The sequence below is a fragment of the Pseudomonas sp. W17 genome (assembly GCF_040268305.1).
Classification (GTDB): domain Bacteria; phylum Pseudomonadota; class Gammaproteobacteria; order Pseudomonadales; family Pseudomonadaceae; genus Aquipseudomonas; species Aquipseudomonas protegens.
Genome location: NZ_CP158490.1, coordinates 4,659,740 through 4,682,037 on the forward strand (window position 1 = coordinate 4,659,740; position 22,298 = coordinate 4,682,037).

Annotated in this window: 27 protein-coding genes and 1 pseudogene; 13 read left to right on the top strand and 15 right to left on the bottom strand. The window is 63.3% G+C overall.

The window, feature by feature from the left end:
- Window positions 1-112 precede the first annotated feature (112 nt).
- Window positions 113-505 (top strand): DUF3077 domain-containing protein, encoded by a 393-nt coding sequence (locus ABCR88_RS21380; protein WP_350403510.1) that lies wholly within the window; start codon window positions 113-115, stop codon window positions 503-505.
- A gap of 76 nt (window positions 506-581) precedes the next feature.
- Here the strand turns inward: ABCR88_RS21380 and ABCR88_RS21385 are convergent, their stop codons facing one another.
- The 3 genes and pseudogenes from ABCR88_RS21385 to ABCR88_RS21395 all read right to left on the bottom strand — a co-directional run.
- The gene (locus tag ABCR88_RS21385) at window positions 582-863 is read right to left on the bottom strand and encodes a type II toxin-antitoxin system RelE/ParE family toxin (protein ID WP_350403511.1); all 282 of its coding nucleotides are present in this window, start codon (window positions 861-863) and stop codon (window positions 582-584) included.
- The gene (locus ABCR88_RS21390) at window positions 863-1,135 is read right to left on the bottom strand and encodes a CopG family ribbon-helix-helix protein (protein ID WP_102864761.1); all 273 of its coding nucleotides are present in this window, start codon (window positions 1,133-1,135) and stop codon (window positions 863-865) included. The genes ABCR88_RS21385 and ABCR88_RS21390 overlap by 1 nt, the downstream gene beginning before the upstream one ends.
- A 360-nt stretch (window positions 1,136-1,495) precedes the next feature.
- Window positions 1,496-1,918: pseudogene (locus tag ABCR88_RS21395) on the bottom strand (sulfatase); the annotation flags it as partial.
- Between the two features lie 318 nt (window positions 1,919-2,236).
- Here ABCR88_RS21395 and ABCR88_RS21400 point away from each other — a divergent pair.
- Both ABCR88_RS21400 and ABCR88_RS21405 read left to right on the top strand, forming a co-directional pair.
- Window positions 2,237-2,998, top strand: a complete 762-nt coding sequence (locus tag ABCR88_RS21400) for an SDR family oxidoreductase (RefSeq protein ID WP_350403512.1) — start codon at window positions 2,237-2,239, stop codon at window positions 2,996-2,998.
- A gap of 327 nt (window positions 2,999-3,325) precedes the next feature.
- Window positions 3,326-3,868: a hypothetical protein gene (locus ABCR88_RS21405; protein ID WP_350403513.1), complete on the top strand. Its 543-nt coding sequence runs from the start codon at window positions 3,326-3,328 to the stop codon at window positions 3,866-3,868.
- Between the two features lie 75 nt (window positions 3,869-3,943).
- On the opposite strand, the gene ABCR88_RS21410 is transcribed toward ABCR88_RS21405, so the two are convergent.
- The 8 genes from ABCR88_RS21410 to ABCR88_RS21445 form a co-directional block, all read right to left on the bottom strand.
- Window positions 3,944-4,717 carry a 1,6-dihydroxycyclohexa-2,4-diene-1-carboxylate dehydrogenase gene (locus ABCR88_RS21410; RefSeq protein WP_350403515.1) on the bottom strand — a complete coding sequence of 258 codons (774 nt, stop codon included), beginning with the start codon at window positions 4,715-4,717 and terminating at the stop codon, window positions 3,944-3,946.
- 142 nt (window positions 4,718-4,859) lie between these two features.
- On the bottom strand, window positions 4,860-5,873 hold the full coding sequence (gene benC / locus ABCR88_RS21415) for a benzoate 1,2-dioxygenase electron transfer component BenC (RefSeq protein WP_350403516.1): 1,014 nt from the start codon (window positions 5,871-5,873) through the stop codon (window positions 4,860-4,862).
- Window positions 5,874-5,883: 10 nt separating this feature from the next.
- Window positions 5,884-6,372 carry a benzoate 1,2-dioxygenase small subunit gene (gene benB / locus ABCR88_RS21420; RefSeq protein WP_011062145.1) on the bottom strand — a complete coding sequence of 163 codons (489 nt, stop codon included), beginning with the start codon at window positions 6,370-6,372 and terminating at the stop codon, window positions 5,884-5,886.
- The gene (gene benA / locus ABCR88_RS21425) at window positions 6,369-7,733 is read right to left on the bottom strand and encodes a benzoate 1,2-dioxygenase large subunit (protein WP_350403517.1); all 1,365 of its coding nucleotides are present in this window, start codon (window positions 7,731-7,733) and stop codon (window positions 6,369-6,371) included. Before benA ends, benB begins: the two co-directional genes overlap by 4 nt.
- Before the next feature lie 221 nt (window positions 7,734-7,954).
- Window positions 7,955-8,911, bottom strand: coding sequence for an AraC family transcriptional regulator (locus ABCR88_RS21430; RefSeq protein ID WP_350403518.1), 957 nt, complete (start codon window positions 8,909-8,911; stop codon window positions 7,955-7,957).
- A 136-nt stretch (window positions 8,912-9,047) separates the two neighbouring features.
- On the bottom strand, window positions 9,048-9,977 hold the full coding sequence (gene catA / locus ABCR88_RS21435) for a catechol 1,2-dioxygenase (protein WP_350403519.1): 930 nt from the start codon (window positions 9,975-9,977) through the stop codon (window positions 9,048-9,050).
- 51 nt (window positions 9,978-10,028) lie between these two features.
- Window positions 10,029-10,319 carry a muconolactone Delta-isomerase gene (gene catC, locus ABCR88_RS21440; RefSeq protein ID WP_011062149.1) on the bottom strand — a complete coding sequence of 97 codons (291 nt, stop codon included), beginning with the start codon at window positions 10,317-10,319 and terminating at the stop codon, window positions 10,029-10,031.
- Window positions 10,320-10,329: 10 nt separating this feature from the next.
- Complete coding sequence (locus ABCR88_RS21445) at window positions 10,330-11,478, bottom strand: muconate cycloisomerase family protein (protein WP_350403520.1); 1,149 nt, start codon at window positions 11,476-11,478, stop codon at window positions 10,330-10,332.
- Between the two features lie 125 nt (window positions 11,479-11,603).
- On the opposite strand from ABCR88_RS21445, the gene ABCR88_RS21450 reads away from it, so the two are divergent.
- Window positions 11,604-12,512 (top strand): LysR family transcriptional regulator, encoded by a 909-nt coding sequence (locus ABCR88_RS21450; RefSeq protein WP_350403521.1) that lies wholly within the window; start codon window positions 11,604-11,606, stop codon window positions 12,510-12,512.
- A 72-nt stretch (window positions 12,513-12,584) separates the two neighbouring features.
- On the opposite strand, the gene ABCR88_RS21455 is transcribed toward ABCR88_RS21450, so the two are convergent.
- Window positions 12,585-13,337 carry an outer membrane beta-barrel protein gene (locus tag ABCR88_RS21455; protein ID WP_011062152.1) on the bottom strand — a complete coding sequence of 251 codons (753 nt, stop codon included), beginning with the start codon at window positions 13,335-13,337 and terminating at the stop codon, window positions 12,585-12,587.
- Window positions 13,338-13,521: 184 nt separating this feature from the next.
- On the opposite strand from ABCR88_RS21455, the gene ABCR88_RS21460 reads away from it, so the two are divergent.
- The 3 genes from ABCR88_RS21460 to ABCR88_RS21470 are packed head-to-tail and all read left to right on the top strand — an operon-like array spanning window position 13,522 to window position 15,120.
- Entirely contained in the window at window positions 13,522-13,977 is a 456-nt protein-coding gene (locus ABCR88_RS21460; RefSeq protein ID WP_125062744.1) for an RDD family protein, read from the top strand.
- A gap of 60 nt (window positions 13,978-14,037) precedes the next feature.
- Window positions 14,038-14,373, top strand: coding sequence for a DUF6388 family protein (locus tag ABCR88_RS21465; RefSeq protein WP_041119034.1), 336 nt, complete (start codon window positions 14,038-14,040; stop codon window positions 14,371-14,373).
- 42 nt (window positions 14,374-14,415) lie between these two features.
- Window positions 14,416-15,120 (top strand): YoaK family protein, encoded by a 705-nt coding sequence (locus ABCR88_RS21470; RefSeq protein ID WP_041119036.1) that lies wholly within the window; start codon window positions 14,416-14,418, stop codon window positions 15,118-15,120.
- Between the two features lie 15 nt (window positions 15,121-15,135).
- On the opposite strand, the gene ABCR88_RS21475 is transcribed toward ABCR88_RS21470, so the two are convergent.
- The gene (locus ABCR88_RS21475) at window positions 15,136-15,882 is read right to left on the bottom strand and encodes an SDR family oxidoreductase (protein ID WP_220803054.1); all 747 of its coding nucleotides are present in this window, start codon (window positions 15,880-15,882) and stop codon (window positions 15,136-15,138) included.
- 189 nt (window positions 15,883-16,071) lie between these two features.
- On the opposite strand from ABCR88_RS21475, the gene tusD reads away from it, so the two are divergent.
- The 6 genes from tusD (at window position 16,072) to ABCR88_RS21505 (ending at window position 19,544) form a co-directional block, all read left to right on the top strand.
- The gene (gene tusD / locus ABCR88_RS21480) at window positions 16,072-16,464 is read left to right on the top strand and encodes a sulfurtransferase complex subunit TusD (protein ID WP_236185249.1); all 393 of its coding nucleotides are present in this window, start codon (window positions 16,072-16,074) and stop codon (window positions 16,462-16,464) included.
- A 1-nt stretch (window position 16,465) separates the two neighbouring features.
- The gene (tusC, locus tag ABCR88_RS21485) at window positions 16,466-16,828 is read left to right on the top strand and encodes a sulfurtransferase complex subunit TusC (protein ID WP_015636278.1); all 363 of its coding nucleotides are present in this window, start codon (window positions 16,466-16,468) and stop codon (window positions 16,826-16,828) included.
- Complete coding sequence (tusB, locus tag ABCR88_RS21490; RefSeq protein ID WP_015636279.1) at window positions 16,828-17,124, top strand: sulfurtransferase complex subunit TusB; 297 nt, start codon at window positions 16,828-16,830, stop codon at window positions 17,122-17,124. Before tusC ends, tusB begins: the two co-directional genes overlap by 1 nt.
- Window positions 17,121-17,456, top strand: coding sequence for a TusE/DsrC/DsvC family sulfur relay protein (locus ABCR88_RS21495; protein ID WP_015636280.1), 336 nt, complete (start codon window positions 17,121-17,123; stop codon window positions 17,454-17,456). Before tusB ends, ABCR88_RS21495 begins: the two co-directional genes overlap by 4 nt.
- Window positions 17,453-18,454, top strand: coding sequence for a glycosyl transferase family protein (locus ABCR88_RS21500; RefSeq protein ID WP_041119042.1), 1,002 nt, complete (start codon window positions 17,453-17,455; stop codon window positions 18,452-18,454). Before ABCR88_RS21495 ends, ABCR88_RS21500 begins: the two co-directional genes overlap by 4 nt.
- Window positions 18,455-18,542: 88 nt before the next feature.
- Window positions 18,543-19,544 (top strand): glutathione S-transferase family protein, encoded by a 1,002-nt coding sequence (locus tag ABCR88_RS21505; RefSeq protein WP_350022958.1) that lies wholly within the window; start codon window positions 18,543-18,545, stop codon window positions 19,542-19,544.
- A gap of 71 nt (window positions 19,545-19,615) precedes the next feature.
- On the opposite strand, the gene cysG is transcribed toward ABCR88_RS21505, so the two are convergent.
- Both cysG and serS read right to left on the bottom strand, forming a co-directional pair.
- Window positions 19,616-21,010 carry a siroheme synthase CysG gene (gene cysG, locus ABCR88_RS21510; RefSeq protein ID WP_041119046.1) on the bottom strand — a complete coding sequence of 465 codons (1,395 nt, stop codon included), beginning with the start codon at window positions 21,008-21,010 and terminating at the stop codon, window positions 19,616-19,618.
- Window positions 21,011-22,291, bottom strand: coding sequence for a serine--tRNA ligase (gene serS, locus ABCR88_RS21515; RefSeq protein WP_011062164.1), 1,281 nt, complete (start codon window positions 22,289-22,291; stop codon window positions 21,011-21,013).
- Window positions 22,292-22,298 lie beyond the last annotated feature (7 nt).

Below are 22,298 nucleotides of genomic sequence, written 5' to 3' on the forward strand. Positions count from 1 at the left end.
CACCTTCGGGTGCGCCGGTTTCCAATGTGACCGGTCTGCTAACCTGCGTACAGCTGCCACTCCTTCGTTTAGCAGCGATCGCTGGCAGCTCCATTCACATTGGAGATGCACCATGAAAAAGCTCGTTCCCGATCCGCCCCTGTCCTTACCTGGACAATTCAGAACCCCCGAACACGATATCGACACCCAGCGCATTCGCTTGGCCTTGGCGGCGAGTAACGCTGAGACTTCGATCCTGAGTAACCTGCAAGACACCGTGCCTACGTCCGTAGGTCATCAATCGATGTTCAGTGTCCGCCCCGGCATCAATGCCGAAGAAGCGTTGGTGCATGTGTCGTTGCTGCTGGACTGTGCGGTACAGGTCAGCGATGAAATCACCGAGCGCGCCAGCGGTGTGGAGCGTGGGTTGATTTGGTCGATGATCCATTCGGTAGAGATGGCTAGAGCGGTGGTGGATTCGTTGCTGGATGCCAATAGACCGGCAGAAAACATTCAGCAAAGCTGAGGAAGGAGAAAACGGGGTAAGGCGTGACTTACCCCGTTGCCATCTGACTGAAGCGCTAAACAGCTGCGACTAAAACTCAGTAACCGGCTTCTTTCTGATGCCGAAAGGCAAGTATGTAAACAGCATCGTCCGCACGCTCATACCGATAAAGCGCGACATAACCCGAATCACCGAACTCGATGATCAGCTCGCGCAGCTCCGGCAGTTCTGGAAAGGGACGACCGATTTCTGGGTCTTCCTCCAGTCGAGCGATTTGACGCTCAATCACTTGGGCAGCTCGTTGAGCGATCAGCGGGCCTTTCTCGACTAGAAACTGGCGACAACGCTCCAACCCTTGCGCAGCACCTTCGGTGAGCATCAATCGTGGCACTTAGGCAGCTCCGCCTCAGCCTCGGTACCCCAGGTATTGAGCCAGGCCCGAGTTTCTTCGCCGGTCAGATGCCGACCCGTTTCCTGATACGCCGCCCAAGACGCCAAGGCTTCTTGTTTGAAGCCCTCACGGGCTTCCTCGCGCTCGACGTACTGCGCTATTGCTTCGCGCATAATCCAGTGGGACGAACGTTGACGCAGTCCCGCCAGATGCTGAATGCGCTTTTTCAGCTCGTCATCAATCTTGATAGAAGTGGCCATTGCCGAACCCTTGTTATCTAAAGGTATTACCTTTCGATAAGGTATCAGGCACCCAACGCAGCTGTCCATGCGCCGAAGGCGCGGATAATGTCACGCAGCACTGGCCTGGGAGGACACGTGGGGAGACAGATATGTATTTAAAAATAAGCCTGATTTACCCCGTCCCCATCTAACTTCTGCTGCTCGCAAGAACAGGCTGTTCGACGATCAGGCGCTTGATATAGCGCTCAAACGCCTAACCACCAGCAGCTTCAGACCTGAACTGGCTGTCTGTTGAATAGAGCTCAGGCGGTCTTACGGCCGCCTTCGCTGGCAAGCCAGCTCCTACACGGGCCGGCGCCAACCTATGGCTGTGCGGTGTCAGCGAACGTTGCGATACAACATCAACCGCGCCCCCTCATGCATCCCCCGGGTCAACTCCAGCAACCGTTCAAACTCCTGCGGATGCTCCTGCGCCATATCCTCACGCGGAGTGTTTGATGCTAGGTCATGCAAGGTCGCGCCACTGCCGTCATGCTGCATATGCAATAGAAAATCCTTGGTCACGCCGCCAATCACCGGAAAGGTCCCTTCCCTCAATACCAGCGGCACCACCCGCTCCCCCTCCGGCGCTGGCTGCTGAATATCCCGCCCCATGGCGCCATTGGTGAAGGGCATCCCGGCCATGCCGGCCACGGTGGGCAGCAGGTCGGCGAGGCCGACGGCGTCTTCGATCACCTTGGGCTGTAGCATCCCCGGGGCATGAATCAGCAGCAGTACGTTGTTGCTTTCCAGCCCTAGCTGTCCCACTGCTGAACTCCCAAACCAGTTGGGAAAAGAATATCCTTACGACCTCTTACGCTGTTTCGAACAGCAAATCGGGAAACCTACGGACAGCTCCCGCATGCCCCCTGCACCTACCCGCAATCAATCCACCCCTGCTTGCAGCCGCGACGAGCTCGTTCTTGCCGTGAACCTGTATCTCCTTTACCGCGACGGTTTGCCCGGTAGGCACCAACCTGATTTGAAAGTGGATACCTGCCCATCCTGATCGCCTGACACCGACCATGCCCGCTTGGTGCTCCGGTGCTGGCTTTCCAGCAACCCATTAGAGAAATCCATATGAACCCCAATCCGACAATCGATAACGTATTACGCGTCGCGTTGGTTACAGGATCCACTTCCGGTATCGGCGCAGCCATTGCACGTGTACTAAGCCGGGCAGGCTATGCGGTGGTGCTCCACTCACGAAGTTCTGCGGATACAGGACGCGCTATGGCTGCCGAAATGAAGCAGGCTATTTACGTGCAAGCTGATCTTGCTGTCGAAGCTGACAGGGTCAGGCTTATTAACGAGGCGATCGCCGCGTGGGGGCAGCTCGACGTATTGGTCAATAACGCCGGTATTAGCAAAGTGATTCCCCACGGCGACCTTGCCTCGGCCAACTCGACGGTGTGGCACGAACTTAACGAGGTGAATGTCGTGGCGCCGTTCCACCTCGTCACATTGGCCGAGTCGGCATTGCGCGATGCCGCCCGTTGCCGACGAGCAGGTTGCGTCGTAAACATCAGTTCGCATGCTGGTATTCGTCCTAAAGGTGCATCGATTCCCTATGCGGTCAGCAAAGCCGCGCTTAATCACATGACCCGCTTGCTCGCGTTATCGCTGGGGCCAGACATTCGCGTAAACGCTGTGGCGCCTGGCTTGGTCGACACGCCTATGACCGCAGAGTGGACGGGTGCCCAAGAGTTGTGGCGAACTCGCGCCCCTATGCGCAGGGCCGCTAGCCCAGACGACATCGCAAAAGCTGTTGTCATGCTGGTCGAGTCGGACTACTTAACCGGCGAGATACTCCTCTCAGACGGCGGGTTGAATCTGACCTAGGTTTAGCGTGCTCCGGTGTACCAGGTGAGTAGCCGAGCCACTCTGTTTCACCGACTCGCCCAAAGGACGGACACCATAGCTTTCAGAGCGGGCTAAAGGACACCGGCGGGCGGATACCCTATCGATTCAAGTACCGCGGATGACCCAGGTTTATTTGAAGCAGAGGAAGGCAAAGTTCTCACTCGGGTGCATCGGGTACGGGAAAGAGACAAGAAAATCGTTAAGCGCAAATCAGAGTGGCTGGTTGGAAGCTTTGGTGGCGATCTTGCTGACACCTTCGCCGGCAAGCCGGCTCCTACAAACGCAATGACAATCAGGGAGACACACATGGCCATGCCGGAACGGCTGAAACCAACCCCCGCGACGCCAAAAATACGGGCGCTGATGAAGGACTTGCTCAAGCAGATCCTCGACCGGATCTGGGACAATCAGGAACGGGAAAGCCCCGAGATCAGTGCGCTGATCCAGCAGTGGAACAGCCACGCCGGCCGGCCTTTCGAGTTCCACGAATTTCGCGATATGCACAGCCATACCAGCGCGGCGAACTTTCTGCGCACCGCCTTTCATCAGGAACGCTACGTTGACGACCTGAGCTTCGCCGAGGCCTGCGCCGTGGCGGATTTCATCTGCCAGTGCGAAGGCACGGAGTCTGATACGGACTACGCCCTGAACCTCCTGGAAACCAACTTCCCCGAGGCCAATGCCTCGGACCTGATCTTCTGGCCCAACGAGTGGTTTGGCGATCAAGACCTGTTGCATATCGAGCTGAGTTCGGCGCAGATCATCGGTTATCTGATGGCGCAGTCTTCGCGGCAACTGCAGGACGCACCGCCGATCACCTTGCCCTACCCCATTCCACCGCAGCCATAGAGGCCCTCGGGCTGGCCAGCTGCATAAGCACCGCCGTGGCCAGCCACCGGTAAGGGCGTCCAGTTCGCCCCTCGTTCAGCCCTGATCGCCGCCGCCCACCGGCAGCACCGTGCCGGTGATATAGGAGGCTTCGTCGGAGGCCAGGAACAGGATCGCCGCCGCCTGCTCGTCAACGCTGCCGTAGCGGTGCATCAGGCTGCTATCCAGGGTCTGGTCGACGATCTGCTGGTACCAGGCCTGCTCTTCGGTACTGGGCTCGGCGCTGTTGCGCGGAATGCGCCGCGGCGGGGCTTCGGTGCCGCCGGGGGCGGTGGCGTTAACCCGCACTCCGCGGCCGGCGGTTTCAAAGGCCAGGCACGCAGTCAGTGCGTTGACGCCGCCCTTGGCCGCGCCGTAGGGCACGCGGTTGAGGCTGCGGGTGGCGATGGACGAGACGTTGACGATGGCGCCGCGGCCCTGCTCCAGCATCTGCGGCAAGGCGGCGTGGCAGCACCACAGGGTGGGGAACAATGAGCGGCGCACTTCGGCTTCGATCTGCGCCGGCTCGTAGTGCTCGAAAGGCTTGGCCCAGATGGTGCCGCCGACGTTGTTGATGAGGATGTCGAGGCGGCCGAAGTGGGCGATGGCGGCGGCCATGATGCGGCTGCATTCGCTGTACTGCTCCAGGTCGGCGGTCAGGGCCAGCACCGGGTAGCGGGGGCTGAGTGCAGTGGCCAGTTCGAAGACCAGTTCGGAGCGATCCACCAGCACCACGCGGGCGCCCTCTTCGGCCAGGCGTTCGGCAACGCGACGGCCGATGCCCTGGGCGGCACCGGTGACCAGGGCGACTTGGTTGTGGAAACGGTTCATGCAGACCTCGTGAATGCAAAAAGATGGGGAGAACGCCACCCGACGCAGGAGCCGGCTTGCCGGCGAAGGGGCCCTTGAGCCTTGCAGCGCCCTTGTCGACGCCTTCGCTGGCAAGCCAGCTCCTACAGCGGCGAGGCGCTCTTCAGGCGGCGCTGGCGGCGAACTTCTCGTAGTAGAAGTTCGCCGGGGCGATGCCCTGTTCGCGGATGAACTGGCTCACCGCCTCCACCATTGGCGGCGGCCCGCACAGGTAGACATCCACATCGCCCTGGTTGAGGTGCGCCGGTTCGATGTGCTGGGTCACGTAGCCCTTGCGCGGGTACTGGCTCTCGGGGTTGGCCACGCAGGCGCTGAAGCTGAACTGCGGGATGCGCGCGGCAAAGTCTTCCAGGCGCTCCAGTTCCACCAGGTCGAAGTCGTTGGTCACGCCGTAGATCAAATGCAACGGGTGCTCACTGCCCTGCTCGGCAATCTTCTCCAGCATCGCGGTGAACGGCGCCAGCCCGGTGCCACCGGCCAGCAACAGCAAGGGTCGGCGGATGTCCCGCAGGTAGAAGCTGCCCAGGGGCCCGGCCAGGCTCATGCTGTCGCCGGCTTTGGCGAGACGGGTGAGGAAGCTGCTCATCAGGCCGCCAGGCACGTTGCGAATCAGGAAACTGACCTCGCCATCACGCTGCAAGGAGCTGAAGGAATAGGCCCGGGTCTGCTCACTGCCGGGTACGCCGAGGTTGACGTATTGCCCCGGCAGGAACGCCAGTTGGCTCAGGGCCTCGCCCTTGATCGACAGGGCAATGGTGCTGTCAGACAGCTGGTGCACCGCGCTGATACTGGCCTGGAAAGTACCCTGCCCGGCGCGACAGACCTGGGACGAGGCCGGCACCCGCACCACGCAGTCGCTCAAGGCGCGCATCTGGCAGGTGAGGACAAAGCCCTGCTCGGCCTCATCGGCGCTCAGCGCGTCCTCGATGTAGTCCTCCCCCAGCTCGTAGCGCCCGGCTTCGGCCAGGCACTTGCAGGTGCCACAGGCGCCGTCGCGGCAGTCCAGGGGAATATTGATGCCCTGGCGGTAGGCGGCGTCGGCCACGGTTTCGCCCGGGTTGGCGTTGACGAAACGGGTGACGCCGTCTTCGAAATTGAGTGCGATTTGATGGCTCATGGCAGTCGCCTCAGAGGTGGTAGATATCGACGACCTGGCGAACGTAGTCGTTCTTCAGGATGACTTTCTTGGCCAGGATCAGCGGGTTTTCGCCGCGCAGGTCGAGGGTGTAGAAGCTGCAACCGAAGTAGCTGTCCACGGTCTTGTAGCGAAAGCTCAGGGTGTGCCAGTTGAAGCGCAGCTTGCACTGGCCGTCGCCCTGCTCCAGCAGCTCGATATTGCTCAGGTTGTGGGAGGTGCGGGTGTCGGGAATGCTGGCGCTGGAGCGCTCGGTCTTGATGCGGAACACCCGGTCTTCCAGGCCGCTGCGGTTGCCGTACCAGATCAGCGAGATTTCCCGCTGCGGGTCTTCGGTCAACTGGTCGCTGTCGTCCCAGGAGGGCATCCAGAAGGTCGCGTCCGGGGCGTAGAGCTCCAGCCAGCTGTCCCAGTCCTTGTCGTCCAGGTAGCGGGCTTCGCGGTACAGGAAATCGCGCACGGCGTCGTAGGAAATGGTCATTGCACGGCCTCCACGTCGATCCGGCGAGAGGCTTCAAGCTCCAGGGCCGCGAGCATGGTTTGCTGCCAGTACTTGTGCTGCATCACGAACAGGCCTTCGTCCTCGGTGCGCACCCCGCTGAGGATCGGTTGCAGGTCGATTTCTTTCGCTGCGTCGTCCGCCCCCTGGACCCAATGCTCGGCGCCGCGGGACATGTCGTTCCAGGCCGTGGTGCTGCCCTGGTAGCCGAGCTGGCAGGAGCGGAATTCCTCCAGGTCGTCCGGGGTGGCCATGCCGCTGACGTTGAAGAAGTCTTCGTACTGGCGGATGCGCCGGGCCCGGGCTTCGTCGCTCTCGCCCTTGGGCGCGATGCAGTAGATGGTGATTTCGGTGCGGTCCACGGAGATCGGCCGGGCGATGCGGATCTGCGAGCTGAACTGGTCCATCAGGTAGAGGTTCGGATACAGGCACAGGTTGCGCGAGTTCTCGATCATCCAGTCGGCGCGGGCCTGGCCAAAGTCCCGGGACAGCTCATCGCGACGCTCGTACAGCGGGCGGTCTTCGGGGTTGGACCAGCGGGTCCAGAGCAGCATGTGGCCCTTGTCGAACGAGTAGAAACCGCCGCCCTGCTTGGCCCAGGTGCCGGCGCTCATGGTGCGGATGTCTTCCCCGGCCTCGCGCTGCTTGCGCTGGTTCTGGGTGGCGGCGTAGTTCCAGTGCACCGAGCTGACGTGGTAGCCGTCGGCGCCGTTCTCGGCGGTGAGCTTCCAGTTGCCTTCGTAGATATAGCTGGAAGAGCCGCGCAGCACTTCCAGGCCGTCGGCGGACTGGTCGACGATCATGTCGATGATCTTCGCCGACTCCCCCAGGTGCTCGGTCAGAGGCAGCACGTCGGGGTTGAGGCTGCCGAACAGGAAGCCACGGTAGGACTCGAAGCGCGCGACGCGGGTCAGGTCGTGGGAGCCTTCGCAGTTGAAGCTGGCCGGGTAGCCGGCGGCGGCCGGGTCCTTGACCTTGAGCAGCTTGCCGGTGTTGTTGAAGGTCCAGCCGTGGAACGGGCAGGTGAAGGAGGCCTTGTTGCCGGTCTTGTGCCGGCAGAGCATGGCGCCGCGATGGCTGCAGGCGTTGATAAAGGCATTGAGCTCGCCGTTCTTGTTGCGCGCGATGAACACCGGCTGCCGGCCCATGGTGGTGCTGTAGTAGTCGTTGGGGTTGGGGATCTGGCTTTCGTGGGCCAGGTACAGCCAGTTGCCTTCGAAGATGTGCTGCATCTCCAGGTCGAACAGCCGGGGGTCGGTGAACATCTCCCGCTTGCAGCGGTAGACGCCCTGGTCGGGGTCTTCTTCAAGCAGGGAATGCAGGTATTCGGGTCGCAGGGACATGGCCGCCGCCTCCATTGTTTTTATTCAGGCAGGGCCATGCTAGGGCGGGCTTGGAACGGGCAATAGCCAATGCCTGCAGACCTGTATCCGTTTTCTGCAAAAGCGCCGACGTGGCCTGTGTAGGAGCCGGCTTGCCGGCGAAAAGGCCCTTGGATGGGGTGCTGAGCCTGCAGGCCTCTTCGCTGGCAAGCCAGCTCCTACAAGAGGCCGATGCCAGAGGATCAGTGCCGACGCTTGAGGGTGTCGGAGGGCAGTTCGCCGTATTGCTGGCGGTAGCTTTGGGCAAAACGCCCAAGGTGCAGGAAGCCGAAATCCAGGGCCAGTTCGGTGACGTTGCGCACCGGGCTGTGCGGGTCGCTGAGGCAGGCGTGCACCCGTTGCAGTTTCTGCTGGCGGATGTAGTTCTTCGGCGTGGTGCGGGCGTTGCGCTCGAACAGCGCGTACAGCGAGCGCAGGCTCATGCGCGCCTGTTGCGCCAGTTCTTCGCAGCCGATGTCGTGCTTGAGGTTGCGTTCGATGTAGTCGGCAATCCGTTCGAAGGTCGCCGCCGAGGCGCCCAGGGCACCGCGCTGCACGTTGGTCTGCATCAGCCCCAGCAGTTTGCCCACCAGGATGTGCGCGTAGTGCTCCTGGACCTTGGGCATGCTTTCCAGGGCTTCGGCTTCCTGGCACAGCAGGCTCAGCAAGGGCACGAAGCCTTCCAGTTCCTGCAGTTGGTAGCGCTGGCGCAGAAAGCGCACGCCCTGCCCCGGGTACTGCCAGCGCTGTTCCTGGCAGGCGTTTTCCACCAGGTGGGTGGGAATCTTGATGATGAATTTTTCGCAGTCGTCGGAATAGGTCAGGTCCACCGGGTCGTCGGGGTTGATTAGCAGCAGTTCCCCCGGGGCGAAGTAGTGCTCCTGGCCCGGGCCACGCCACCGGCAGTGGCCGCGCAGCAGCACTTGCAGGTGGTAGATGCTTGCCAGGGCCGGCGAGGTGACGCGCACGCTGGCGCCGTAGCTGAGGCTGCACAAGTCCAGGCTGGCCAGGGCTCGGTGGTTGAGGCTGGCCTGGGGTTGGCCGGCCCGAGGCAGACGGATGCAGTGGCTGCCCACGTGCTGATTGACGTAACCGGACACGGCATAGGGATCGGCTTGAACAAACACGCGGCTGCGTTCACTCAACAGATGCATTTGCATGATCGGGTCACTCTGATGGTTCTTATTGGGTCTGCGCTTCAGGCACGCAACGCAGTCTCGTCAGGCCCGGCATAACGGCAAAAGCCACGGGCACCTGGGTCGGTGCTCCGTGGCCGGGTCAAGCAGGGCCGGCGTTTCAGTCCTCCAGGGCACGCACCCGCTCGTGGCGCTGCTGCTCTTGCGGCTGGGCCGAAGACAGCAAGGTGAAGTCGAACTCGATCTCGGCAAAGCGCCCGCTGACCCCCAGGGCCTTGGCCCGAGCCTGGTCTTCGCTGAAGGTGATCTGGGCGATCAGCTCGTCGCGAGTGGCGTAGGCAAAGTCGTCGTGCAGGTACTGGTCGCCATCCAGGTTGATCTGGGTGGTCAGGTGGCGATGGTCATCGGCCGAGATGAAGAAGTGGATGTGCGCCGGGCGCTGGCCATGGCGGCCCAGTTGGTCCAGCAGTTGCTGGGTCGGACCATCCGGCGGGCAACCGTAGCCGGACGGCACGATGCTGCGAAAGCGGTAGCGGCCCTGGGCGTCGGTGACGATGCGCCGGCGCAGGTTGAACTCCGACTGGCTGCCGTCGAAGTAGGAATAGGTGCCGCCGGTGTTGGCGTGCCAGACATCGACGATGGCCCCGGCCAGTGGCTCGCCGGCGGTGTTGCGGACCTGCCCCTGCATGAACAGCACCACCCCCGGGTCGACGCCGTCGTCCAGGCGCGCTTCGCCCTGGCTCAGCGGTGCACCGGCCACGTACAGCGGGCCTTCGATGGTGCGCGGGGTGCCGCCGGTTTTGCCCACCTGTTCGTCGGCGGCGTCCATCAGCAGGTCCAGGTAATGCTCCAGGCCCAGGCCCGCGGCCAGTAGCCCGGCTTCCTGGCGGGCGCCGAGAACGTTGAGGTAGTTGACGGCCTTCCAGAACTCTTCCGGGGTGATCTCCAGGTCTTCGATGATGTTCACCGAATCCCGCAGGATGCGGTAGATGATGGCCTTGGCCCGGGGGTTGCCGCCCTCGGTGAACTGGCCGCTGGCTTCTTCAAGAAACTGCTGGGCGCTGGCAGTGTGGGAAATTCTGACGTTCATGATTAATCCTCATCTTGTACTTATTAGAGTGGTGAACGGGCTGGCACGGGCTCAGCGGTCATCCTCATGAATGGACGAAGGATGCCTGCACATGGCATCAACTTCGATGGCCATGTAGGGGTACAGCGGCAATTGCATCAGGGTGTCGTGCAATTCCTGCACGCTGTCGACGTCGAACACGCTGTAGTTGGCGTACAGCCCGGCGATGCGCCACAAGTGGCGCCACTTGCCTTCGGCCTGCAGGCGTTGGGCCAGGGCTTTCTCGTCGGCTTTCAGTTGCGCGGCGCGCTCGGGGTTCATGTCGACCGGCAGGTTCACGGTCATTTTCACGTGGAATAGCATGCAGCCCTCCTCAGGTGTGGTGCAGCACGGGGGTGGTTTTGTCGCGACGGAAGAACGCCAGGCGTTCTTCGTCCAGGCTCAGGCCAAGGCCCGGTGCCTTTGAGACATGCAGCTGGAAATCCCGATACAGCGGCGGCTCGGCGAGGATGTCCTCGGTCAGCAGCAGCGGGCCGAACAGCTCGGTGTCCCAGCTCAGTTTGTTCAGGGTCAGGAAGGCGTGGGCCGAGGCCAGGGTGCCGATGCCACCTTCGAGCATGGTGCCGCCGTACAGGCCGATGCCCGCCGCCTCGGCAATCGCCGCGGTGCGCAGGGTGGCGCGAGGACCGCCGTTCTTGGCGATCTTCAGGGCGAACACCGAGGCCGCCCCTTCCCGGGCCAGGTTGAAGGCGTCTTCCACGCACTCTATGGATTCGTCGGCCATGATCGGCGCCGGGCTGCTGGCATTCAGGCGCACCATGCCGGCGCGGTTGTTGCGCGAAATCGGTTGTTCGATCAGGTCGATGCCATTGCCGCCGAGGATGCGGCAGGCGCGCAGGGCCACGGCTTCGTCCCAGGCCTGGTTGACATCAACCCGCACGCTGGCGCTGTCGCCCAGGGCCTTCTTGATGGCGATCACGTGGGCCAGGTCACGGTCCACTTCACCGGCGCCGATCTTCAGCTTGAAGATGCGGTGGCGGCGCAGGTCGAGCATCTTCTGCGCTTCGGCGATGTCCTTGGCGGTGTCGCCGCTGGCCAGGGTCCAGGCCACTGGCAGGGCATCGCGCACCCGGCCGCCCAGCAGTTCGCTGACCGGCAGCCCGAGGCGCTTGCCCTGGGCGTCGAGCAAGGCGCTTTCGATACCGGATTTGGCGAAGGTGTTGCCGCGGATGCTCTGCTCCAGGCGCAGCATGGCGGCGTTGATGTTGCTGGCGTCCTGGCCGATCAGCAGCGGCGCGACGAAACGGTCGATATTGGTCTTGATGCTGTCCGGGCTTTCATTGCCATAGGCCAGGCCACCGATGGTGGTGGATTCGCCCAGGCCTTCGATGCCATCGGCGCAGCGCAGGCGGATCAGCACCAGGGTCTGGTTCTGCATGGTGTGCATGGCCAGCTTGTGGGGGCGGATGGTCGGCAGATCGACGATGATCGTCTCGATCGATTCAATGGCAGAAGCGTGCATTTCCATACCCATCAGGTTCTTGAAGTTCTGCCAGCGATTCTGTCCCGGCTTTTTCCGGGGTTCCAATATAGAATTGGTCTGGCTTGATACCTTTAAGGTATGTACTTCATCACTGGGGAGCTGTCATGGAACTGCGTCATCTGCGCTATTTCCAGGTGCTGGGGGAAACCCTCAATTTCACCCGTGCCGCCGAGCGCCTGCACATCGCCCAGCCGCCGTTGAGCCGGCAGATCCAGCAACTGGAAGACGAGTTGGGGGTGCTGCTGCTGGAGCGTGGCCGACCGCTGCGCCTGACCGCCGCCGGGCGGTTTTTCTATGAGCACTCCAACCGGGTGCTGGAGCAGTTGGGCAAGGTCTGCGACAACACCCGGCGCATCGGCCTGGGGCACAAGACCTGGCTGGGCATCGGCTTTGCCCCCTCGACCCTGTACGGTGTGCTGCCGCAACTGATCCGCCGCCTGCGCAGCAACGAGACCCTGGAGCTGGAACTGGGGCTGTCGGAAATGACCACTCTGCAACAGGTGGAAGCCTTGAAGGCCGGGCGCATCGACATCGGCTTCGGGCGTATCCACATCGACGATCCGGCCATCGTGCAGAAGGTGCTGACCGAAGACCGCCTGGTGGTCGCCCTGCCCGCCGGCCACCCGCTGCTGGGGCAACCGGTGAGCCTGGCGCAACTGGCGGACGAGCCTTTCGTGCTGTACCCGGCCAACCCGCGCCCGAGCTACGCCGACCATGTGATCGCGCTGTTCAACGCCCGCGGCCTGAACCTGAAGATCGCCCAGTGGACCAACGAACTGCAGACCGCCATCGGCCTGGTGGGCGCCGGCATCGGCATTACCCTGGTACCGGCCTCGGTGCAGGTGCTGCACCGTGACGACATCGGCTTCTGCCCGCTACTGGAGGCCGAGGCCACCTCGCCGATCATCCTCAGCCGCCGCATCGGCGAGCCCTCGCCGGGCCTCACCCACTGCCTGCACCTGATCGCCCAGTTGCGCAGCGAGATCGGCCGCGAACACCCCATTGTCAGCTGAAAGCACAACCGCCGGCCCCATCGAAAGACGGGCACCGGCGGCTCTCTTGCAGCTTGGAACGGGCGGCTGCCCTTAGAAGGTCAGGCCCACCTTGAAGCCATACTCGTTACGCTTGAGCTTGGTGTTGTCAGCCACCGGCGTATCTTCGTCCAGCTTGTATTCGGTGCGGGTGTAATAGACCCCGGCCATGACCGGCAGCGAGCCGTTCTGGTTCATCAAGAAATTCACCTCGGCGTAGGGGTTGGTGCGGTCTTTGAGGTCCACGGTGTCGCTGCCGACGTCATCCACCTTGAGCCGCGCCTTGCCGTTGATGGTGTGGCGCGCACCCAGCTCGACGCGCATGGTCAGGTCGTCGAACTGGTGGTTGTAGCCCAGGGCAGCCTTGGCGAAGGGCGACTTGTTGGTGAGCTTCATGTCGTAGTCGCCGGTGTCCGGCTCGTAGCGGGTCCAGGTGTAGCCCCCCCCCACCAGCACATCGACAAAGTTGCGTGCATCCAGGGCGGCGCGCCAGCCCAGGTCGAGGTCGGCCTGGCCTTCCTTGAGTTTGTTGTCGTGCTTCTTGCCGAACTTGGCCTCGACCCCGGCCTGGTAGATCAGGCCCGATTCGGCGGTCATCTTGTTGCCGAAGTTGTAGAACACACCCCCTTCACCCAGGTGCTCCTTGTCGCTTTCACTACCGCCTTCGAGCTTGAAGTCGTTGTAGCTACCGAGGATACCCAGGGTGGAAATCGGCCCGGTGGCCGGGGCGGCCATGGCGCTGCTGGAAAGGGCCAGCAAGGTGGCTGCAGAGGTGCTGGCCAGAAGGGTTGCGAATACCTTTGACATCGTGTGTAGATCTCCCTGTTTGAATAAGGCAAATGCTGCAGGAGCCTTTTCGAGGGAAGTCGAAAGCAAAAGGTTCTAATTATTTTTCACGTTTTTTTCACATCCCTGTGAAGCCTCGCCCCCGCGGGGGTTTTAGGCCTTACAATAGGGCGCTCAATACAGGGCGTAGTCTTTGGGGCAGTGCATGGAAGTATCGAGAGCCGGCCTGATCATCCGGCGCATTCTGGCTTATCTGGTCGACGGCCTGCTGGTACTGCTGCTGTGGTTTGTCCTGTGCCGACTGGCCGAACGCCTCCAATACCCGGATATGGAGCAATTCTCCACCTGGTGCCTGCTGGCCACCTGGTGCCTGTATTTTCCCCTCAACGAATACCTGTGGCGTGGCTACACCGCCGGCAAGGCTCTTTGCGGCCTGCAAGTGATCAATGGCATCGGCCAGCCCCCCTCGCTGTTGCAGGTATTGATCCGCTCGGCGACCCGCCCCTTCGAAGCGGCCATCAGCCCGGTAACCCTGCTGATCTGCTGCGAATCCAGCCGCGGCCAGCGCATCGGCGACCGGCTGGCGCGCACCTATGTCATCCCGCGCAAGGATCTGGCGCGGCTGCGTGGCTTGATGGCCGCTCAGCCGAACCTGCCTTGAGCATCCGGCGTAACCCATTCAGTCTTGCGCCCTGGCGTGGCGCTTTTTCCGGGAGTCTTCATGGCAATCGATCAACACCCGCATGAACAGGCCTTGGTCACGTTTCTCGAACAGCGCCCCGAGCTGCGCGAACAGCTGGACAACCTCAACCCCCTGGAAGCCCGGGCCCGGGGCGAAACCCCGGCGCAGTACCGCGCAGAACGCCTGCATGAAGCCTTCGAGGCCGAAGCCGAACGCCTGGGGCTGTTCGCCTGGGAACTGAGCCTGCAACTGACCGCTGCCAGCCCCGAGGAATTCCACGCCCAGCGCCTTGAAGTGCACCGGGAAGTGGCGGAGATGGCCGGCATGCCGTGGGACGAATACTGCACCCTGCACCACCTTGCCCCTCGGCCTTGACCCGCACGCGCCTCTAGCAGTCCCTGTTCAGGAGAACCGACGATGTTGCCTTCGACTTCCACGCAATCGGCCAGCGCAGCCCTGCAGCACACGCAGAAATGGCGCGGACGGGTCGGCCTCGGGCTGGTGGCCTGCCTTTCGGTGCTGGCGGGGATGACCGACGCCATCGGCTTCATGGCCACCGGGGATTTCGTTTCCTTCATGAGCGGCAACACCACCCGCATGGCCGTGGCCATCAGCGATGGCGAACCGGGCCTGGTACTGCGCCTGCTGCTCCTGGTGGCGACCTTTATCGTCGGTAACGCCCTGGGCGTGGTAGTCAGCCGCCTGGCCGGGCACCGTGCCCTGCCCTTGCTGCTGAGCATCGGCGCGTTGCTCTGCGCCTCTGCTGCCTGGCCTTTCGAGCAGCAACTGCCGGCCCTGCTGGCGGCCATCATTGCCATGGGCATGCTCAACGCCGCGGTGGAGGAAGTGAACGGCCTGCCCATCGGCCTGACCTACGTCACCGGCGCCCTCTCACGCTTTGGCCGCGGCCTGGGGCGCTGGATGCTCGGCGACCGACGCAACGGCTGGCGGGTGCAAATGGTGCCCTGGAGCGGCATGTTCGCCGGGGCGGTGCTGGGGGCCTTGCTGGAACAGCACCTGGGGCTCAAGGCACTGTATGTCAGCGGGTTGTTTGCCGTGCTGCTGGGTGTGGCGTCATTGAAGATCCCCCGCCGCTGGCAACTGGGCTACAAGAACCGCTGACATTGAGCATGGCTATCAGCTGAACAGGCCGCCGCTGTCGGTATCGATCACGATCGACGACAGGCTGATATGCCGCGGCCGGGTCAGGGCGAAGATCACGGCCTCCACCACATCACGGTTGGTGCCCTGCTCGCCCTTCTGCCGCGCCGGAATCTGCTGCCAGGCCTCATCCAGCGGCGAGACATCTTCCAGGTACGGCGGGTGCACGCACAGCGAGCGCACCGGCGTGCCCCGGAGCATTTGCCGCAAGCCATCGGCCAGGGCCAGTTGCCCGTGCTTGGCCGCGTAGAACGGCAGCGACACGCTATGCAGCGGAGCATTGGGCAAGCCGCTGATGGAGCCGATGGTGACGATGTCCGGGCGCTTGGAAGCCTTGAGCACCGGCAGCAGGCCCTGGGTCAGGAGGAAGGTGCCGCTCAGTGCGGCGTCGATCACCCCGGTGACTTCAGCGGCGCTGTGGGGCTGCTCGCTGGCCTCCAGCCACATGGCGCCGTTGTTGATCAGGATGTCCACTTGCGGGTGGCGGACGTGGATCTCAGCCAGGGCGGCCTTGACGCTGTCGCTGCTGGCCAGGTCCACCACCACCTGATCGGCGGGGCTGCCGGTACGCGACTCGATGGCCGCGCTGACCTGCGCCAGGGCCTCGGGGTTGCGCCCACAGAGAATCAGCTTGCAGCCCTGGTCTGCCAGGCTGATGGCCAGCGCGGCTCCCAAGCCCCTTCCGGCCCCCGTGACCACTACCACCGCCGAATTCAGATCCATTATCCCTTGCTCCTTGTCCCCGGTTAAATGAAGGCGCGAGTCTATCCCTCGCTTCGCGGTTTGGGGCCGGGCAAAGCTTTACCCGATATGTCCTGCATGCCTGGAACCAGAGCCCCAGGGGCGAAACGGGTTTAGCCGATGTTCGGAGAAAGCTTTATCATGGCCGCAGTTTTATCCATCGAGTCCGTCATGAAGTTCGCCATCGCCCTGTTCTCTGCCGCCCACGCGCCTTCCTCGCGCCGCGCCCTGCTGTTCGCCCAGGCGGCGCTGGCGGGCGGGCATGAGATTGTCCGGCTGTTTTTCTACCAGGACGGCGTCTACAACGCCGCCAACAGCATCGTCACGCCCCAGGACGAACAGGACCTGCCTCGGGAATGGCGCGAGTTTGTCGGCCAACATCAACTGGACGGCGTGGTGTGCATCGCCGCAGCCCTGCGCCGAGGTGTGTTGAATGCTGACGAAGCCCAGCGCTATCAGCGCACGTCGGTGAGCGTCGAAGCCCCCTGGGAGCTCTCGGGGCTCGGGCAATTGCATGACGCGGCACAGGCCGCCGACCGCCTGATCTGTTTTGGAGGGGCGTGACATGGCCAAATCCCTGTTGTTGATCAGCCGTCAGGCGCCGTGGTCCGGCCCCGGCGCCCGGGAAGCGCTGGATATCGTCCTGGCCGGCGGCGCCTTCGACCTGCCCATCGGCCTGCTGTTTCTCGATGATGGCGTGCTGCAACTGGCGCCCGGGCAACAGGCCTCGCTGCTGCGCCAGAAAGACCTGAGCGCCAACCTGCAGGCGCTGTCGCTGTTCGGCGTCGACGAACTGTTTGCCTGCAGCGCCAGCCTCGCTGCCCGCGGCCTCGACCCGGCGAGCTTGAGTCTTGACGATGTACAGCTGCTGGACGCCCCGGAACTGGCCGGGATCATCGACCGTTTTGACCAGGTGATTACCCTCTGATGTCGACCTTGCATGTGTTGTCCCACTCGCCCTTCACCGACACCCGCCTGAGCAGTTGCCTGCGCCTGCTGGGCAGCGCCGACGGCCTGCTGCTGTGCGGCGACGCCGCCTATGCCCTGCAACCGGGCAGCGCCATTTGCAGCGAACTGAGCACCCGTAGCGGCTTGAATCTGTACGTGCTGGAAGAAGACCTGAATGCCCGCGGCCTGCCCCTGCCGGCCTGGGCCCGCGCGGTGGACTACCCGGGCTTCGTCGAGCTGTCCCTTCAGCATGACAAGGTCAACACCTGGCTATGAATACCTTGACCGTGGGCGTTCGCGCCATCGAACTGGACAAGGACGGCTACCTGGTCAACCTCGACGACTGGTCCGCCGACGTGGCGCAAGCGCTGGCCGCCAACGAAGAGCTTGAGCTGAGCGCGGAACACTGGGAAATCCTCGAACTGCTCCAGGGCTTCTACAGGGAATTCCAGCTGTCCCCGGCCACCCGCCCGCTGATCAAGTACACCGCCCTCAAGCTGGGCCCGGACAAGGGCAACAGCCTGCACCTGAACCGACTGTTCAAAGGCACTCCCGCCAAACTTGCCGCCAAGCTGGCGGGCCTGCCCAAGCCGACCAACTGCCTATGAACGATTTCGCCCCCCTGCTCACCCAAACCCCGGAAGAACACCCTTTCGCCCAATTCGTGCGGATTCTCGGCAAGGGCAAGCGCGGCGCGCGCAACCTGACTCGCGAGGAAGCCCGGGAAGCCATGGGCATGCTGCTGGACGGCAAGGTCGAGGACACCCAACTGGGCGCCTTCCTCATGCTGCTGCGGCACAAGGAAGAAAGCCCGCAAGAGCTGGCGGGCTTCACCGAAGCCTTGCGCGAACGCCTGAACGCTCCGGCGATTGCCCTGGACCTCGACTGGCCGACCTACGCCGGCAAGAAGCGCCACCTGCCCTGGTACCTGCTGGCGGCCAAGTGTCTGGCACAGAACGGCGTGCGCATCCTGCTGCACGGCGGCGGCGCCCACACCGCCGGGCGCCTGTATACCGAACAATTGCTGGAGCCCCTGGGGATTCCCCTGTGCCGTGACTGGTCATCGGTCGGCAAGGCACTGGACCAGGGCAACCTGGCCTTCATGCCGCTAGGCGACTGGGCGCCACAGCTGCAACGGATGATCGACTTGCGCAACATCCTCGGCCTGCGCTCACCGATCCATTCCCTGGCGCGCATTCTCAATCCCCTGGGCGCCCGTTGCGGCCTGCAGAGCATCTTCCACCCCGGCTATCAGGCGGTGCACCGCGATGCCAGCGGCCTGTTGGGGGACAACGTCATCGTGATCAAGGGTGACGGCGGCGAGATCGAGATCAACCCGGACACCACCAGCCATCTGTACGGCAGCACGGGCGGCGTCAGTTGGGACGAGGAATGGCCGGCACTGTCGGCGCAACGCCATGTGAAACCGGCCAGCCTGGAACCCGAGCACCTCAAGGCGCTGTGGCGCGGCGATGTAGAAGACAGCTACCCGCAACTGGCCCTGCTGGCGACCATGGCCCTGGCCTTGCGCGGCTTGGGCACGCCGCGGGAGCAGGCCTTCGCGCTGGCCCAGCAGTATTGGGATGCCCGAGACAGATCGATTTAATCGATCAAAACCGCCCATGCTTTGCGCTTTTTGTTCGAACCCAGGGGCATAGACTGCACTCCAACGCAAAACAGCCGAGGAGCATTTCATGGGTCTGCTGATCGAAGGGCGCTGGCATGACCAGTGGTACGAAAGCGGCAAGGACGGCGCTTTCCAACGGGAACAGGCGCAACGTCGCAACTGGGTCACTGCCGATGGCCGCCCCGGGCCCAGCGGTGAAGGCGGCTTTGCCGCCGAGGCCGGGCGCTACCACCTCTATGTATCCCTGGCCTGCCCCTGGGCCCACCGCACGCTGATCCTGCGCAAGCTCAAGGGCCTGGAACAGTTGATCGACGTCTCGGTGGTCAGCTGGCTGATGCGCGAGAACGGCTGGACCTTCGACACCGCCTACGGCTCCAGCGGCGACCCCCTGGACCCCTTCGACTTCATGCACCAGCGCTACACCGCCGACACTGCGGACTACACCGGCCGCGTTACCGTACCGGTGCTGTGGGACAAACAACGCCAATGCATCGTCAGCAACGAATCGGCGGAGATCATCCGCATGTTCAACAGCGCCTTTGACGGCCTGACCGGCAACGCCCTGGACTTCTACCCGCAGCCGTTGCGCGCACGCATAGATGAACTCAACGCACGCATCTACCCCGCGCTGAACAATGGCGTGTATCGCGCCGGGTTTGCCACGTCACAAAAGGCCTATGAGTCGGCGTTCGATGATGTCTTTGCCGAGCTGGACGCTTTGGAAGCGTTGCTGGGTAAACAGCGCTACTTGGTCGGCGAGTACCTGACTGAAGCCGATGTGCGGCTGTTCACCACCCTGATCCGCTTCGACGCGGTGTACTACAGCCACTTCAAGTGCAACCTGCGGCGGATTGCCGATTACCCGAACCTGTCGAACTGGCTGCGGGAGCTGTACCAGTGGCCGGGGATTGCCCAGACCGTGGACTTTACCCACATCAAGGGGCACTACTACGCCAGCCACACCACCATCAATCCGACGGGGATTGTGCCGAAGGGGCCGTTACAGGACTTCAGCCGCGGCCATGATCGGCAGCGGTTGAGTGGGCAAGGGGTTTGGTGCAGGGGTTGAGGACGCTTTCGCCGGCAAGCCGGCTCCTACAACAGCGGGATGTGTAGGAGCCGGCTTGCCGGCGAAGCTTTTCAGACCTCGGACTGAGCGCCTTCGAACCAGGCCAGCTTCTCGCGTAGCTGGACCACTTCGCCGACGATCACCAGGGTCGGTGCGTGCACCTCATGCTCGGCCACCAGCGCAGGCAGGTTGCCCAGGGTGCCGGTGAAGACCCGCTGGTTGCTGGTGGTGCCCTGCTGAACCAGGGCCGCCGGGGTGTCGGCGCCGCGACCGTGCTTGATCAGTTGCTCGCAGATGGTCGGCAAGCCCACCAGGCCCATGTAGAACACCAGGGTCTGGGCCGGCGCCACCAAGTCGCTCCAGGGCAGGTTGCTGGTGCCGTCCTTGAGGTGACCGGTGACGAAGCGCACTGACTGGGCGTAGTCGCGGTGAGTCAGGGGAATCCCGGCATAGGCCGAGCAACCACTGGCCGCGGTAATCCCCGGCACCACCTGGAACGGAATGCCGTGGGCCGCCAGTTCTTCGATCTCTTCGCCGCCCCGACCAAAGATGAACGGATCACCGCCCTTCAGGCGCACCACCCGCTTGCCTTGCTGGGCCAGGGTCACCAGTTGCTGGTTGATCTGTTCCTGGGGCACGGCGTGATCGGCGCGACGCTTGCCGACATAGATGCGTTCGGCGTCGCGGCGGCACAGTTCGAGAATCGCCGGCGCCACCAGACGGTCGTAGAGCACCACGTCGGCCTGTTGCATCAAGCGCAGGGCGCGGAAGGTCAGCAGGTCCGGATCACCCGGGCCTGCCCCCACCAGATACACCTCGCCCGGCGCATGAGGCGCCTTGCCCGCAATCTTGGCCTGCAACAGACGTTCGGCTTCCGCCCCCTGCCCCGCCAGCTGGCGATCGGCGATGGGGCCCTGGAATACATCCTCCCAGAACGCCCGGCGCTGCTGCACATCCGGAAACAGGCCTTTGACCTGGGCGCGGAAACGCGCCGCCAGCCCGGCCAGTTGGCCGTAGGTGGAAGGAATCCAGGTTTCCAGCTTGGCCCGGATCAACCGCGCCAGCACCGGCGCATCGCCGCCACTGGAAACCGCGATGACCAGCGGTGAACGGTCGACGATGGCCGGGAAGATCACGCTGCACAGGGCCGGCGCGTCCACCACATTGACCGGCACGCAACGCCGATGGGCATCGGCGGAGACCTGGGCATTCAGGGATTCGTCATCGGTGGCGGCGATGATCAGGGTGCAGCCGTCGAGGTCCGCCTCGACATACCCGCGCGACAGGGACTCACCGCCGCTGGCGACGATCAGTTCCTGCAATTGCGCTTCTATTTCAGGTGCGACCACTCGCAGCTGCGCACCGGCATCGGCCAGCAGACGGGATTTGCGCAAGGCAATCTCCCCTCCGCCGACCACCAACACACGACTGCCGCGAAGGTTGTGAAACAGCGGCAGATATTCCATTTAGCCGATGACCTCAAGGCCACCCATGTACGGCTTCAGCACATCCGGCACACGGATCGAACCGTCGGCCTGCTGGTAGTTCTCCAGCACCGCCACCAGGGTGCGGCCCACGGCCAGGCCGGAACCGTTGAGGGTGTGCACCAGCTCAGGCTTGCCGGTTTCCGGGTTACGGAAGCGCGCCTGCATGCGGCGGGCCTGGAAGTCGCCACAGTTGGAGCACGAGGAGATCTCGCGGTACTTGTCTTGGCTCGGCACCCAGACTTCCAGGTCGTAGGTCTTGACCGCGCTGAAGCCCATGTCGCCGGTGCACAGGGCCAGTACGCGGTACGGCAGTTGCAGCAGTTGCAGGACTTTTTCAGCGTTGGCGGTCAGGCCTTCCAGGGCTTCCATGGAGGTCGACGGCTCGACCACTTGGACCATTTCGACCTTGTCGAACTGGTGCTGACGGATCATGCCGCGGGTATCGCGACCCGAAGCACCGGCCTCACTGCGAAAGCACGGCGTGTGGGCGACGAACTTCAGCGGCAGTTGCTTGGCGTCGAGAATCTCGCCAGCGACGATGTTGGTCAGGGACACTTCGGCGGTCGGGATCAGGTACAGATCGGCTTCGCCTTCGCGAGTGATCTTGAACAGGTCTTCCTCGAACTTCGGCAACTGGCTGGTGCCCACCAGCGCCGGAGCCTGCACCAGGTACGGGGTGTAGGCCTCTTCGTAGCCGTGCTCACCGGTGTGCAGGTTGATCATGAACTGCGCCAGGGCGCGGTGCAGACGGGCGATCGGGCCGCGCAACAGGGCAAAACGCGCGCCGGACAGCTTGGCGGCGGTTTCAAAGTCCAGCCAGCCGTGGGTTTCGCCCAGGGCCACGTGGTCCTTGATCGGGAAATCGAAGGCGGTCGGAGTGCCCCAGCGGCGCACTTCGACGTTGCCGTCTTCGTCTTCGCCCACCGGCACCGACTCGTGGGGCAGGTTGGGAATGCCGAACAGGATCGAATCCAGTTCGCTCTGGATGTTTTCCAGCTCCGCCTTGCCGGAGCTCAGCTCGTTCCCCATGCGCTCAACGTCGGCCATCAGCGGGGCGATGTCTTCGCCGCGTTGCTTGGCCTGGCCGATGGACTTGGAGCGCGCGTTACGTTCAGCCTGCAGTTGCTCGGTGCGGGTCTGCACGGTCTTGCGCTGTTCTTCCAGCGCTTCGATGCGTGCCACATCCAGGGCAAAGCCGCGGGATGCCAGACGATCCGCTACGTCCTGAAGGTTGCTACGTAACAGTTTGGAATCGAGCATGTCGTTC

Bases quoted from the DNA above. Each gene is read 5' to 3' on its own strand.
- ABCR88_RS21470 (WP_041119036.1), top strand. From the start codon at position 14,416: ATGTTGCCTTCGACTTCCACGCAATCGGCCAGCGCAGCCCTGCAGCAC.
- ABCR88_RS21460 (WP_125062744.1), top strand. From the start codon at position 13,522: ATGGAAGTATCGAGAGCCGGCCTGATCATCCGGCGCATTCTGGCTTAT.
- serS (WP_011062164.1), bottom strand. From the start codon at position 22,291: ATGCTCGATTCCAAACTGTTACGTAGCAACCTTCAGGACGTAGCGGAT.
- ABCR88_RS21410 (WP_350403515.1), bottom strand. From the start codon at position 4,717: ATGAACCGTTTCCACAACCAAGTCGCCCTGGTCACCGGTGCCGCCCAG.
- ABCR88_RS21445 (WP_350403520.1), bottom strand. From the start codon at position 11,478: ATGCACGCTTCTGCCATTGAATCGATCGAGACGATCATCGTCGATCTG.
- ABCR88_RS21475 (WP_220803054.1), bottom strand. From the start codon at position 15,882: ATGGATCTGAATTCGGCGGTGGTAGTGGTCACGGGGGCCGGAAGGGGC.
- catA (WP_350403519.1), bottom strand. From the start codon at position 9,977: ATGAACGTCAGAATTTCCCACACTGCCAGCGCCCAGCAGTTTCTTGAA.
- tusB (WP_015636279.1), top strand. From the start codon at position 16,828: ATGTCGACCTTGCATGTGTTGTCCCACTCGCCCTTCACCGACACCCGC.
- ABCR88_RS21455 (WP_011062152.1), bottom strand. From the start codon at position 13,337: ATGTCAAAGGTATTCGCAACCCTTCTGGCCAGCACCTCTGCAGCCACC.
- ABCR88_RS21465 (WP_041119034.1), top strand. From the start codon at position 14,038: ATGGCAATCGATCAACACCCGCATGAACAGGCCTTGGTCACGTTTCTC.
- ABCR88_RS21505 (WP_350022958.1), top strand. From the start codon at position 18,543: ATGGGTCTGCTGATCGAAGGGCGCTGGCATGACCAGTGGTACGAAAGC.
- benB (WP_011062145.1), bottom strand. From the start codon at position 6,372: ATGACCATTTCCTACGACGCCGTGCGCGATTTCCTGTACCGCGAAGCC.
- ABCR88_RS21495 (WP_015636280.1), top strand. From the start codon at position 17,121: ATGAATACCTTGACCGTGGGCGTTCGCGCCATCGAACTGGACAAGGAC.
- ABCR88_RS21430 (WP_350403518.1), bottom strand. From the start codon at position 8,911: ATGCAAATGCATCTGTTGAGTGAACGCAGCCGCGTGTTTGTTCAAGCC.
- ABCR88_RS21450 (WP_350403521.1), top strand. From the start codon at position 11,604: ATGGAACTGCGTCATCTGCGCTATTTCCAGGTGCTGGGGGAAACCCTC.
- benC (WP_350403516.1), bottom strand. From the start codon at position 5,873: ATGAGCCATCAAATCGCACTCAATTTCGAAGACGGCGTCACCCGTTTC.
- catC (WP_011062149.1), bottom strand. From the start codon at position 10,319: ATGCTATTCCACGTGAAAATGACCGTGAACCTGCCGGTCGACATGAAC.
- ABCR88_RS21500 (WP_041119042.1), top strand. From the start codon at position 17,453: ATGAACGATTTCGCCCCCCTGCTCACCCAAACCCCGGAAGAACACCCT.
- ABCR88_RS21400 (WP_350403512.1), top strand. From the start codon at position 2,237: ATGAACCCCAATCCGACAATCGATAACGTATTACGCGTCGCGTTGGTT.
- tusD (WP_236185249.1), top strand. From the start codon at position 16,072: ATGAAGTTCGCCATCGCCCTGTTCTCTGCCGCCCACGCGCCTTCCTCG.
- ABCR88_RS21385 (WP_350403511.1), bottom strand. From the start codon at position 863: ATGCTCACCGAAGGTGCTGCGCAAGGGTTGGAGCGTTGTCGCCAGTTT.
- tusC (WP_015636278.1), top strand. From the start codon at position 16,466: ATGGCCAAATCCCTGTTGTTGATCAGCCGTCAGGCGCCGTGGTCCGGC.
- ABCR88_RS21380 (WP_350403510.1), top strand. From the start codon at position 113: ATGAAAAAGCTCGTTCCCGATCCGCCCCTGTCCTTACCTGGACAATTC.
- ABCR88_RS21390 (WP_102864761.1), bottom strand. From the start codon at position 1,135: ATGGCCACTTCTATCAAGATTGATGACGAGCTGAAAAAGCGCATTCAG.
- cysG (WP_041119046.1), bottom strand. From the start codon at position 21,010: ATGGAATATCTGCCGCTGTTTCACAACCTTCGCGGCAGTCGTGTGTTG.
- benA (WP_350403517.1), bottom strand. From the start codon at position 7,733: ATGTCCCTGCGACCCGAATACCTGCATTCCCTGCTTGAAGAAGACCCC.
- ABCR88_RS21405 (WP_350403513.1), top strand. From the start codon at position 3,326: ATGGCCATGCCGGAACGGCTGAAACCAACCCCCGCGACGCCAAAAATA.